Genomic DNA, 13,391 nt, shown 5'->3' with positions numbered 1-13,391 from the left:
CTTGTGCATTACAGACTGCAGCCTGTTTAGGCGCGGGCGTTTGCAGATTCAAAGCCCAAGCATCAGGCCACTCAGGCGTTTGACCTTGCGGCGCAGGGCTTCTTCGAAGATGCCCTGGCGGGGTTCGATCAGGCTGAACCAGTGTTTGGCGCGGGTGATGCCGGTGTAGATCAGTTCCTTGGTCAGCACCGGGTTGAGGGCTTCGGGCAGGATCAGGGCGGTGTGGGCGAATTCCGAGCCTTGGGATTTGTGCACGGTCATGGCGTATACGGTTTCCACTTCGTTGAGCCGGCTGGGCAGGACGAAGCGCACGCCGCCAGTGCCGTCGTTACGCGGGAAAGCGACACGCAGGACTTGCTTGCCGTCGCCATCGCGCTCGGGCAAGCGCAGGGTGATGCCGATGTCGCCATTCATCAGGCCGAGGCCGTAATCGTTGTGGGTCATCAGCACCGGGCGGCCTTCGTACCACTGCTGTTCGCTTTCGATCAGGCCAGCGCTGAATAGCGCGTGAGTGATGCGCTGGTTCAGGCCTTCCACGCCCCACGGACCTTTGCGCACGGCGCACAGCAACTGGAATGCGTCGAACGCGTTCAGCACCGAGCGGGCCCAGACCGTCCAGCACGCGTCGTCGAGTGCCGAACCCTGCGCGGGACGCTCGGCAGCCAGCACATTGAGGTAATGCCGATAACCCTGCGGACCTTGTTCACCCTTGCCAAGACCGTCCAGCACCAGCCGTTCGAACTTGAGGTCTTGCTCGCCCTTGAGCGCCAGGGCGAACAGATCGGTGTGGCTGCCTGCCGACAGCAAGGCGCGCGCCTGCTTGTCCTGCTGCTGGTTGACCAGCCGGGCCAGTTGGCCAATGCCGCTGCCTTGGCCGAAGCGGCGCGAGTGCCGCAGCATGACCACTTGCTGTGCCAACGGATGTCGTTGCGCGTCGCCCGGTTGCAGCGCACCTTTGCTCAGATCTTCGCCGCTGACGGCTTCCAGCCAGGCCTGGGTTTCTGGACTGTAGAAACCCTCTTCAGCGTCGCGACACAAATCCCCCAGCACGGCTCCTGCTTCCACGGAGGCCAGCTGATCCTTGTCGCCCAGCAAAACCATGCGCGCATGGGATGGCAGTGCGTCGAGCAGATTGGCCATCATTTCCAGGTCGATCATCGATGCTTCGTCGACCACCAGCACGTCCAGCGGCAACAGGTTGGCCGCGTGGTGGCGGAAGTGGCGAGTGCCGGGACGACTGCCCAGCAAGCGGTGCACGGTGGTCACTTCGCTGGGGATTTTCTGCCGCACCTCGGCGCTGACGTCCAGGCTTTGCACTTGCTGACTGATGGACTCGGTGAGACGTGCCGCGGCCTTGCCGGTCGGGGCTGCGAGGCGAATGCGCAATGGCTGGCCGCTCTGCACGGCAGGTGCCTGAAGCAATGCCAGCAGGCGCACCACGGTGGTGGTTTTGCCCGTGCCGGGGCCGCCGGTGATGATGCTGAATGCCCGACGGGTTGCCAGAGCGCAGGCCAGTTTCTGCCAGTCGATAACGGCGTCCGGCGCAGAGTCGGCAGCGCCGAATAACGCGGTCAGGCGCTGCGGCAGATCTGCTGGCGGCGTGTCAGGTTGGGCGAGTCGCTGACGCAGGGCCGCCGCGATACGACGCTCGTAGGTCCAGTAGCGGCGCAAGTACAAACGCCGCTCCGCCAGCACCAATGGTTTTTGCAGCGCTTCGGCGCTTGAGTCTCCTACTTCCGCGACCAGCACACTGCGCGCCAGCGCCTGACACCACGCTGCGCCGTCCAGCGCAGCCAGCAGTTGCGAGGGCAGCAGCATTGCGCCGTCTTGCTGATCGCCTTCGGGCGGCAGCGACAAGGCGAAGTCCGGTTCTTTCAGTGTCTCGTAGAGGTCGAGGCAGACATGGCCGTGCCCCAACTGATGGCTGGTAAACGCCGCCGCCACCAGCACCAGCGGATCGGCCTGCGGATCGAGTTCGCCGAGAAACGCGACGAACGCTCGGTCCAGTGCACGCAACCAGCCGCGCTCGACCCAGCGCTCGAGCAGCATCAGCAGGTCGTCGACACGGGTCAGCGGACTCAGCTCGGCAAGGCCGGCATCGTCCAGCGCGGTGGGCAACAGGTCGTCAAACGTGCGGATCATACCAATACTCCCGGCAGGTCATGCGGTACTGGTTTGCCCTGAAACAGCACGTCCAGGCTTTCGATCAGCTCGCGTGGCGGGCGGGTGAACCAGGCACCTTGCGAGGCTGAGCGACTGCCACGCAAGAACAGGTAAAGCGCGCCGCCCATGTGCCGGTCGTAATCATAATCGGCCAGCCGTGCCTTGAGCTGCCGATGCAATGCCAGCAGGTACAGGACGTATTGCAAGTCGTAGCGGTTGTCGAGTATCGAGGCTTCCATCGCCAGCTCGGTGTAGGCATCGTCGTCGGCACCCAGCCAATTGGACTTGTAGTCGGCCACGTAATAGCGGCCTTCGTGCTCGAACGTCAGGTCGATGAAGCCTTTGAACATGCCATTGAGCGAGACGGTTTCGGTCGCGGCACGCGGCGCATTGTCGTGGGTGAAGCGGCGCACCAGGGCATCCATTTGCGCCACATTGACGTGGTTGCTGGCGAACCAGAATTCCATCTCGACGCGGTACTGATTGGGCTGATTCAGATCACCCAGCGCAACCGGAGCGGCGTCGGGCGACAGGTGCATCGGCATGTTCAGCAACTGATGCAGCCAGTCGCGCAAGGTCTCGATCCAGCCCGCCCAGCCGCGGCGATGACAGCGACGGGCAACGGCATCTCTGATCAGCTCGACGTTATGCGCCGTGAGCGCAAACCCGTCGTTGCCTGCCCACTCCAGCAAGCCATGCAGAAAGGTGCCGGGGTTCGGGCCACGAGGGAAACGATGGATGTCTGCACCGCCGACCAGAATATCGCGAGGCGCTTCGGGGTCGAGGCGCTCGTCGTCGAACAGCTTCTGCGCCTGCGGGCTGTCCGGCGACTCGTCGGCACCGGCTGTCACTATGTCGCCAATCCGCAAAGCGCTATAGGACGCGATCCACCAGTTCTCCGCGGCACGGCGTTTCGGGACCAGCAACTTGACCAGCGAAGCTTCGCTGCGTGGCGCGACAAAGCTGTCGGCCGTAGGCTCCGGAACCGGCTGCAAGGCAATCGCAGGGCAGCCTTCGGCCAGATCACGTAACCAGACTTTCAAGGCCGCCGACTCAGGCAACGCCGCGCCGCCGCCCAGTAAATAACCCAGCCCCGAGCGGTGCAACATCGAGCTGTTGGCATTGCCGCGCTTGAGGTCGGCAACGCCCAGCCAGCATGCGTGCTCCGAGCGGGTCAATGCGACGTATAACAAACGCAGGTCTTCGGCCAGGCGCTCGTTATCGGCCAGTTGAATCAGTTCCTCGGTGGGCTGCAGACTGATTTGTGCGCGGCCCTCAGCGTCGTGAAACTGCAGCGGCAGACGGCTGCCGTCGACCGGTTTGGACGAGCAAATGAACGGCAGGAACACCAGCGGGTATTGCAGCCCCTTGGATTTGTGGATGGTCACCACTTTAACCAGTTGCTCATCGCTTTCCAGGCGCAGGATCTGCTCTTCTCCGGCCTGACCGGACAGCGCCAGGTGATCGCTCAAGTGACGAATCAGCGCGTGTTCACCGTCCAGTTCCGCTGCCGCCTGTTGCAGCAGTTCGGACAAGTGCAACAGGTTGGTCAGCACCCGCTCGCCATCGGTCCGCGAGATCAGTGTCTGCGGCAGGGCAAAGTCGTGCAGCAGACGACGCAACATCGGCAGCACGCCCTGAATGCGCCAGATGTCACGGTAACTGCGGAACTGCATGACGCGCCTTTCCCAGGCCAGTTCGTCCTGATTGAGCCGTTCGAGCTCGGCCAATGGCAGGTTCAGCGTGATACAGGCCAGCGCCGCACGTAACGTACGTTCGGAATCCGGTTCGGCGCAGGCCTTGAGCCATGACAGCAGGTCGTGGGCTTCCTGGGCGGCGAACACTGAATCCTTGTCCGACAGGTAGACGCTGCGCACGCCGCGTGCCGACAGCTGGCTGCGCACAGCCTGCGCCTCTTTGCCGTCGCGGACCAGAATGGCGATGTCGGCCGGGCGCAGCCCGCGCAGTGTCTGGTCAGACGCGACGAAGCCGGCACGACTTTGCTGACCCGTGTTGAGCAAGCGCACGATTTCACTGGCGCAGCTGGCGGCCAATTGCTGTCGGTAGACGACGCCGGACACCGGCTGCTCGCTCTCCAGTTGCCAGACCGTCAACGCGGCCAATGGACTGCCATCGAGTTCCAGCGTCTCTTTAAGACCTTGGGCCAGTGCGCTGGAAAACGGCACCGGGTTGTCTTCGCCGTCGCGGAACAGAAACGCGCCACGCCCCTCCGCACGCTGTTCTGCGCGCATGAAGACATGATTGACCGATTCGACCATCGCGTGGCTGGAGCGGAAGTTGGTGTCCAGCGTGTGCCAGCGACCCTGAGTCGCGTGGCGGGCGCGCAGATAGGTGTAGATGTCAGCGCCGCGAAAGGCATAGATCGCCTGCTTTGGGTCGCCAATCAGAAACAGGCCGGTCTGCTCGTCGTTGTCTTCAAGACGATAGATACTCTCGAAAATGCGGTACTGAACCGGATCGGTGTCCTGAAATTCATCGATCAGCGCCACCGGAAACTGCTCGCGAATCAGGGTCGCAAGACGTTCGCCGCCAGCGCTGCGCAGGGCAGCGTCGAGCCTGAGCAGCATGTCGTCAAAACCCATCTCGGCGCGACGACGCTTTTCTTCCTCAAAGCGCGCACTCACCCACTGCGCAGCGTGCTGCAATACCGCCGCGTCCGGTTTGGGCAGCGCGTCGAGCGCGGCTTTGAGCCCGGCCATCGCGTCAATTGCCGGGTGCGAAGGCGGATCACTTTTCCAGGCCTCAGCAACACCTTCTGGCGTCAGGCGCGTGAAACCGGTGCCCAGATCCAGTTCTTCCTGGGTTGGGTCAGCGGCCCACGCGGAGAGTTTTTCGAACCAAGGTTTGAAGTACCGCTCCTGCATCTTGCGACCATCGACCGCCTTGCGCGCGACGGCGTCCTGGCAGATGGCGTACAGCTCGTCAGCCCAGGCGGCCCAAGGGGCTTTCAGGGCGATCAGGGCGGCTCGACGCTCCTGCAACGACGCCTGGATCAGTTCCGCGGGTTCTCGACTATCGGTACTGCGTTCGCGGCCAAACAGACCTCGCACGCGCGGCAATAGCGCCGCCGGACCGCTCCAGTTCTCCCGCACCCAGGCCAGCGCGTCGCCACTCATGGGGTAGCAGAACCGTCGCCAGTAATCGCGCAGCACTTCGCCGAGCAAATCGCTGTGATCGGTTTCCAGCGTCTGGGTGAACAGGCTGCCACTGTCGAAGGCATGTTCACGCAGCATGCGCTGGCACCAGCTGTGGATCGTCGAAACGGCGGCTTCGTCCATCCACTGCGCAGCGATGTCCAGGCGACTGGCGCAGGCAGGCCACTGCTCGGCCTCGAACTGCTCGCGCAGCTCGGCAATCAGACCATCCGGCGAAGGAATTTCGTCCCGAAAGAAACGCGCAGCCTCGGCCAGCCGGGTCCGAATCCGGTCGCGCAGTTCCTTGGTTGCAGCATCCGTGAAGGTCACCACCAGAATTTGCGGCGGCAGCAGTTCGCGACCAAAACCCGATTGTTCGGAACCGTGGCCGAGGACCAGACCCAGGTACAGCGCGGAGATGGTAAACGTCTTGCCAGTCCCGGCGCTGGCTTCGATCAACTGGCTGCCGCGTAACGGAAAACGTAGCGCCAGAGGAAGTGTTTGGTCGCTCATGCGCTGCCCTCGCCGCCAGACACTGATTGCCAGGGCGCGTCGTAAATCGGTTTGTAGAGCGTCTCGCACCAGCCTGCGAACTCTTCGCTGTCCATCAGCGCATCGAAATCAGGAAACTGGCGGGCCAGTGCCGTGCTTTCGCGGCGTTCGCCATCCGAGGTCTGGCCGTCGCCTTCGTAAGCTTTGCGTGCTGCGGCTTCAGCTTTGTCGGCAGGTTGGCCCAGCCAGGCGAACGCGGTTTTGACGGCGACCGGCAACGGTTGCTGCATACCGTGCAGCCAGGCCATCAGCAGGTGATTGAGGGTGGTGGTCGCGGCGTCTTTTTGCAGCGGTTCCAGCATCAGGCTTTCATCGCTGGCGACCAATGCCGTGCTCAATGGCAGCCCACAAGCGCAGGCCACCAGATGATTCACCCATGGACGGATCAGCCGGTGCCATTTCCGGGTCTTTTTCGAGCCGATGCTGTTGGGAATGGCCGTCACCAGCAACAGATCGCCGTTGGCGTTGCGGTGCAGACCGCCCAGCCAGCCATCGATGCTCACCGCACCGTGGGCGAAACTGATCGGCAAGGCGCTGCTCAGTACCTCGGGCCAGAGCGCCAGCAAGTCGTGGTAACGCTTCAACACGTCCGGCAGCGGTTCGATCAGTTCGTCCTGCATACAGGTGCCGAAACCGGCCAGGGGCAACAGACCGCTGGCTTGCAGTTTCAGCGCCTGTGTATGGAGCGCGCTATCGATGTCGTCAGGGGCGGCCATCGCGGCGCTGAGCAGGCTTTCACTGAGCCCGTAACGCTCAAGGGCAGCGAGCACGAACGGCTCTTCGTCGGCCAGTGGCGCTTCGGCCACTTCGAAATAGATCTTCAGGCGCTGGCTGAAAAAGTGCTTCACCGGGGTTCTCAGGAAGTCCTGTAATTGCGCGATGGTCAGCGGCTCTTCCTGCTCGTGGGGTGACAGTTCACTCAAGGCAGGCGACGGCGCATCGGTCTCGTGCAGCAGGCGCCACTCACGGGCGAAGCTGAAATAGCCCGTGCCGGCATGGAAATAACGGGCACTGAACGGTTGCAGCGGATGATGCACGGTCAAGGCTTTCAGCAAGCGCTCGCCTTCATCCTGCGGACTGGCAGGGTCGGTTTCGCCTGCCAGCTTCCAGCCGCTGGCAAGGTGGTCGCGCAACTGGCCAATCAGCACCGAGGCCGGACGTTCGCTGTTGTCACGAATGCTTCGGCCGACCCAACTGACGTACAGTTGGTCTCTGGCTGAAAGCAGCGCCTCGAGCAGCAGATAGCGATCATCCTCACGCCGCGAACGGTCGCCGGGACGGTAATCGCTGCCCATCAGGTCGAAATCCAGCGGCGGTTGCGCGCGGGGATAGTCACCGTCGTTCATGCCGAGCAGGCAAACGACCTTGAACGGGATGGCACGCATCGGCATCAACGTACAGAAATTCACCGAGCCAGCCAGAAAACGCTGGGACAAACGCCCTTGATCGAGCCCGGCCAGCCACGCTTCGCGGACCACCGTCAGCGGCAGCTCGTCGATCAGTCCGACGGTTGCGCAGGTTTCAAGCCAGTTTTCGCGCAACGTTTCGAGCTGAGCCAGCAGGTAATCGTCGTGCTCGCTTTCGGCCTGGAAGAACAGTTGCAGCAGCGCTTGCAAACGCGCGCCCCACGCTTCCGGTGTGGTCGGCGTAGACAATTGCGTGTGAGCCACCTGAAGGGCGTCGATCAAGGCCACAAGAGGGCCGATCAAGGCCGCATCTAGCCCGCCGATTTCGTCGTAAGGTTCAATACCGTCATACGCCGTACCAGCACCCACGGCGTAACCCAGCAACATGCGGCGCAAACCGAAATGCCAGCTGTTCTGCTCCAGCGCATCAGGCAAGCCCAGACTGGCGCGCTGTTGCGCATTGAGCCCCCAGCGAATGCCCGCACCTTCAATCCAGCGATGCATGGTCGGCAGGTCGCGCTCTTGAATCCGGAAGCGCGCACGTAACGCCGGAACGTCGAGCAGGTCGAGTATTTCGCTGACCGGGAAGCGGCTGTCGGGAAGCTTGAGCAAATGCTCGACTGCGATCAGCAAAGGCTCACGGCCGCGCTGCCCCTGATCCGCCAGCGTGAAAGGGATGAAGCGCCGATCTTCACGGTCGATCTGGCCGAACACCGCCCGAATATGTGGCGCGTAGCTGTCGATATCCGGGACCATCACAATCACGTCGCGCGGGCGCAGGGCCGGGTCTTTGCTGAACCTTGCCAGGAGCTGGTCGTGCAGCACCTCCACTTCGCGCTGGGCACTGTGGGCGATGTGGAAACGGACCGAACGGTCTTCCAGCGGATTGACTACCGGCCACTTTTCCCGAGTCTCATCCAGCGGGCGCAATTCGAGAATGTCGTCCTGCAACTGGTTCAACAGGTTGGCAGGTTCGACTTCGCTGAACAGGTCAATGCGCTCGTCCTTGAACGATGAACGATAGCTGCGCGGATCATCATGGCTGTCCAGCAGGTTGATGTAATCACGACCTTGCTTGCCCCAGGCGGCGAGTAGCGGGTGGGCGTGCTGATGCAGCGCTTGCGGATCGAGGATTATCGGCATGCCGGTCTTGCGCGCCTGACGTTTGTACTGGTGGCGCAGCAAGTCCTTGTCGGCAACGATGTCGGCCCAATGGTGCCGACAGGGATTATGCACACAGAGCAGCACCTGGCTGAACTTCGCCAGGCCCGCCAATGCTTCAAGCGCTTGCGCTGGCAGAGAGGAAATACCGAACACGATGACACGCGCCGGCAAACCTGGAGGCGCTTCGGTCATGTGGCCAATGCGCTCGATGAAGCGCTGATGCACACCCGCGCGGCTCTGTGCCATGCCTTCGGCACCGACATCGTCGAGCAGCGCACGCCATAGCTCTGCCTGCCAGCAATTGGCAGCGGTCAGTGGTCTGGACTGATTTCGAGCGTCGCGTAATTGATGGCGCCCTTCGGCCCAGTCTTCCAGCCAATCGGCGCGATAGACCTGATACTGGTCAAAGAGATCAGACAGGCGCTCGGATAGCTGATAGCGCTTGCGCAGGTCGGTATCGTCGGTCAGAAAGCGCTGCAGTGGCTCGAAGTGCGGCTGATTGATCAACGCAGGAAGCAAGCGCATCAGACGCCAGGTCAGAGGCCCTTTGTCGAGCAGTGAGGTCTCGGGGATTTCACCACGCCCCAGAACGGTTCGGTACAGCGTCCACATGAAACTGCCGGACAACTGAACATCTATGGCAGCGGCGATACCGCAGCCTCCGCTGTCTTCATCCTGAGCATCTTCGGCGAGGGCCAGCTTGAGCCACTGCGCAATCCCGTTGCTCTGTACCAGCGCGATCTCGTTCTCCAGTGGTGACAAGGGGTAACGCCGCATCCAAGACACCACCAGACTGCGCAGTTCATCCGGGCGGTTACCTTGAACCACCATGAAACCTGCGCTTAGGGAGGTTGTTACGGGCATGCGTGCTTCCTTGACCAGTGCGATAGAAACCTGAGGCCGAACCATAAGGGCAAGCGCGCTGGATTGCCATATGCACGTTGATCTGGATGACTGGCGGGATGTGTCCGAGGGACGAGATGAAGTTTTTCGAAAGCCAGAAAAACAAAAACCCTCAACGCGTAAGCGATGAGGGTTTTTGGAATTTAATCTTGACGATGACCTACTCTCACATGGGGAAACCCCACACTACCATCGGCGATACATCGTTTCACTACTGAGTTCGGGATGGGATCAGGTGGTTCCAATGTTCTATGGTCGTCAAGAAATTCGGGTACCGAGTCGCGCCTTGCGGCGCGCTTCAGCAAATCGGGTATGTGATAGCAAGCATTGGTGTCGTTCGTGACGCAAACCTTCGGTTCGTGTCATCTCCACAGTCACCGCAATCTGATGCTCCTTAGGGGAGTCGCAAATTACTTGGGTGTTATATGGTCAAGCCTCACGGGCAATTAGTATTGGTTAGCTCAACGCCTCACAGCGCTTACACACCCAACCTATCAACGTCGTAGTCTTCGACGGCCCTTCAGGGAACTCAAGGTTCCAGTGAGATCTCATCTTGAGGCAAGTTTCCCGCTTAGATGCTTTCAGCGGTTATCTTTTCCGAACATAGCTACCCGGCAATGCCACTGGCGTGACAACCGGAACACCAGAGGTTCGTCCACTCCGGTCCTCTCGTACTAGGAGCAGCCCCTCTCAAATCTCAAACGTCCACGGCAGATAGGGACCGAACTGTCTCACGACGTTCTAAACCCAGCTCGCGTACCACTTTAAATGGCGAACAGCCATACCCTTGGGACCGGCTTCAGCCCCAGGATGTGATGAGCCGACATCGAGGTGCCAAACACCGCCGTCGATATGAACTCTTGGGCGGTATCAGCCTGTTATCCCCGGAGTACCTTTTATCCGTTGAGCGATGGCCCTTCCATACAGAACCACCGGATCACTAAGACCTACTTTCGTACCTGCTCGACGTGTCTGTCTCGCAGTCAAGCGCGCTTTTGCCTTTATACTCTACGACCGATTTCCGACCGGTCTGAGCGCACCTTCGTACTCCTCCGTTACTCTTTAGGAGGAGACCGCCCCAGTCAAACTACCCACCATACACTGTCCTCGATCCGGATAACGGACCTGAGTTAGAACCTCAAAGTTGCCAGGGTGGTATTTCAAGGTTGGCTCCACGCAGACTGGCGTCCACGCTTCAAAGCCTCCCACCTATCCTACACAAGCAAATTCAAAGTCCAGTGCAAAGCTATAGTAAAGGTTCACGGGGTCTTTCCGTCTAGCCGCGGATACACTGCATCTTCACAGCGATTTCAATTTCACTGAGTCTCGGGTGGAGACAGCGCCGCCATCGTTACGCCATTCGTGCAGGTCGGAACTTACCCGACAAGGAATTTCGCTACCTTAGGACCGTTATAGTTACGGCCGCCGTTTACCGGGGCTTCGATCAAGAGCTTCGCTTGCGCTAACCCCATCAATTAACCTTCCGGCACCGGGCAGGCGTCACACCCTATACGTCCACTTTCGTGTTTGCAGAGTGCTGTGTTTTTAATAAACAGTCGCAGCGGCCTGGTATCTTCGACCGGCATGAGCTTACGCAGTAAATGCTTCACCCTCACCGGCGCACCTTCTCCCGAAGTTACGGTGCCATTTTGCCTAGTTCCTTCACCCGAGTTCTCTCAAGCGCCTTGGTATTCTCTACCCAACCACCTGTGTCGGTTTGGGGTACGGTTCCTGGTTACCTGAAGCTTAGAAGCTTTTCTTGGAAGCATGGCATCAACCACTTCGTGTTCTAAAAGAACACTCGTCATCAGCTCTCGGCCTTGAGATCCCGGATTTACCTAAGATCTCAGCCTACCACCTTAAACCTGGACTACCAACGCCAGGCTGGCCTAGCCTTCTCCGTCCCTCCATCGCAATAACCAGAAGTACAGGAATATTAACCTGTTTTCCATCGACTACGCTTTTCAGCCTCGCCTTAGGGACCGACTAACCCTGCGTCGATTAACGTTGCGCAGGAAACCTTGGTCTTTCGGCGTGGGTGTTTTTCACACCCATTGTCGTTACTCATGTCAGCATTCGCACTTCTGATACCTCCAGCAAGCTTCTCAACTCACCTTCACAGGCTTACAGAACGCTCCTCTACCGCATCACCAAAGGTGATACCCGTAGCTTCGGTGCATGGTTTGAGCCCCGTTACATCTTCCGCGCAGGCCGACTCGACTAGTGAGCTATTACGCTTTCTTTAAAGGGTGGCTGCTTCTAAGCCAACCTCCTAGCTGTCTAAGCCTTCCCACATCGTTTCCCACTTAACCATGACTTTGGGACCTTAGCTGACGGTCTGGGTTGTTTCCCTTTTCACGACGGACGTTAGCACCCGCCGTGTGTCTCCCATGCTCGGCACTTGTAGGTATTCGGAGTTTGCATCGGTTTGGTAAGTCGGGATGACCCCCTAGCCGAAACAGTGCTCTACCCCCTACAGTGATACATGAGGCGCTACCTAAATAGCTTTCGAGGAGAACCAGCTATCTCCGAGCTTGATTAGCCTTTCACTCCGATCCACAGGTCATCCGCTAACTTTTCAACGGTAGTCGGTTCGGTCCTCCAGTTAGTGTTACCCAACCTTCAACCTGCCCATGGATAGATCGCCCGGTTTCGGGTCTATTCCCAGCGACTAGACGCCCTATTAAGACTCGCTTTCGCTACGCCTCCCCTATTCGGTTAAGCTCGCCACTGAAAATAAGTCGCTGACCCATTATACAAAAGGTACGCAGTCACCCAACAACGTGGGCTCCCACTGCTTGTACGCATACGGTTTCAGGATCTATTTCACTCCGCTCTCCGCGGTTCTTTTCGCCTTTCCCTCACGGTACTGGTTCACTATCGGTCAGTCAGTAGTATTTAGCCTTGGAGGATGGTCCCCCCATATTCAGACAAGGTTTCTCGTGCCCCGTCCTACTCGATTTCATTGCAAAGGGATTTTCGCGTACAGGGCTATCACCCACTATGGCCGCACTTTCCAGAGCGTTCCGCTAATCTCAATACAACTTAAGGGCTGCTCCCCGTTCGCTCGCCACTACTAAGGGAATCTCGGTTGATTTCTTTTCCTCAGGGTACTTAGATGTTTCAGTTCCCCTGGTTCGCCTCTTACGCCTATGTATTCAGCGTAAGATAACCATCTTGTGATGGCTGGGTTCCCCCATTCAGACATCTCCGGATCACAGTCTGTTTGCCGACTCCCCGAAGCTTTTCGCAGGCTACCACGTCTTTCATCGCCTCTGACTGCCAAGGCATCCACCGTATGCGCTTCTTCACTTGACCATATAACCCCAAGCAATCTGGTTATACTGTGAAGACGACATTCGCCGAAAGTTTGCATTCACAAACTTTACCTTAGCCCGGACACGCACCAGTGAAAGAGGTGCCCGGTCTATATTTCTTTCTATCACATACCCAAATTTTTAAAGAACGATCTAATCAAAGACTAGAAATCAACATTCACGCACCCTTCAATCATCGGGGTGGAATGCTCATTTCTAAGCTTTCAAACAGAAGCAGTAAGTGGTGGAGCCAAGCGGGATCGAACCGCTGACCTCCTGCGTGCAAGGCAGGCGCTCTCCCAGCTGAGCTATGGCCCCGTATCCGGGTGTCGTACGCGCTCTGACCAACTTCACCAGGTAACTGGTGGGTCTGGGCAGATTCGAACTGCCGACCTCACCCTTATCAGGGGTGCGCTCTAACCAACTGAGCTACAGACCCAAAATCGGGTGTGCAAAGCAAAAGCTGCTTCTCATCGTCTTCTTCAATGAATCAAGCAATTCGTGTGGGTGCTTATGGCGCAGCTGAGTCGTCGATTAAGGAGGTGATCCAGCCGCAGGTTCCCCTACGGCTACCTTGTTACGACTTCACCCCAGTCATGAATCACACCGTGGTAGCCGTCCCCCCGAAGGTTAGACTAGCTACTTCTGGTGCAACCCACTCCCATGGTGTGACGGGCGGTGTGTACAAGGCCCGGGAACGTATTCACCGCGACATTCTGATTCGCGATTAC

At 59.3% G+C, this 13,391-nt stretch carries 3 protein-coding genes, 2 tRNA genes and 3 rRNA genes (1 of these 8 running past the window's edge); all 8 read right to left on the bottom strand.

The features are described from left to right. Nucleotides 1-48 precede the first annotated feature (48 nt). Nucleotides 49-2,142, bottom strand: coding sequence for an exodeoxyribonuclease V subunit alpha (gene recD, locus BLT55_RS25665; protein ID WP_055001644.1), 2,094 nt, complete (start codon nt 2,140-2,142; stop codon nt 49-51). Next, on the bottom strand, nt 2,139-5,831 hold the full coding sequence (gene recB, locus BLT55_RS25660; protein WP_055001645.1) for an exodeoxyribonuclease V subunit beta: 3,693 nt from the start codon (nt 5,829-5,831) through the stop codon (nt 2,139-2,141). Before recB ends, recD begins: the two co-directional genes overlap by 4 nt. Beyond that, complete coding sequence (recC, locus tag BLT55_RS25655; RefSeq protein ID WP_055001646.1) at nt 5,828-9,304, bottom strand: exodeoxyribonuclease V subunit gamma; 3,477 nt, start codon at nt 9,302-9,304, stop codon at nt 5,828-5,830. The genes recB and recC overlap by 4 nt, the downstream gene beginning before the upstream one ends. A 186-nt stretch (nt 9,305-9,490) precedes the next feature. Beyond that, a 5S ribosomal RNA gene (gene rrf, locus BLT55_RS25650) occupies nt 9,491-9,606 on the bottom strand. Nucleotides 9,607-9,768: 162 nt separating this feature from the next. Continuing rightward, a 23S ribosomal RNA gene (locus BLT55_RS25645) occupies nt 9,769-12,661 on the bottom strand. Between the two features lie 241 nt (nt 12,662-12,902). Next, nucleotides 12,903-12,978, bottom strand: a tRNA-Ala gene (locus tag BLT55_RS25640). A gap of 44 nt (nt 12,979-13,022) precedes the next feature. Next, a tRNA-Ile gene (locus BLT55_RS25635) sits at nt 13,023-13,099 on the bottom strand. Nucleotides 13,100-13,195: 96 nt separating this feature from the next. Beyond that, nucleotides 13,196-13,391 (bottom strand): 16S ribosomal RNA (locus tag BLT55_RS25630); it runs 1,343 nt beyond the window's last position. Together the 16S, 23S and 5S rRNA genes with 2 tRNA genes alongside form the textbook arrangement of a ribosomal RNA operon.

The sequence above is a fragment of the Pseudomonas cannabina genome, from assembly GCF_900100365.1.
Classification (GTDB): domain Bacteria; phylum Pseudomonadota; class Gammaproteobacteria; order Pseudomonadales; family Pseudomonadaceae; genus Aquipseudomonas; species Aquipseudomonas cannabina.
Note: the sequence above shows the minus strand (reverse complement) of the source record. Positions and strands in the feature narration are given on the sequence as shown.

Coding starts and splice junctions, on each gene's coding strand:
- recD (WP_055001644.1), bottom strand. CDS start 2,142: ATGATCCGCACGTTTGACGACCTGTTGCCCACCGCGCTGGACGATGCC.
- recB (WP_055001645.1), bottom strand. CDS start 5,831: ATGAGCGACCAAACACTTCCTCTGGCGCTACGTTTTCCGTTACGCGGC.
- recC (WP_055001646.1), bottom strand. CDS start 9,304: ATGCCCGTAACAACCTCCCTAAGCGCAGGTTTCATGGTGGTTCAAGGT.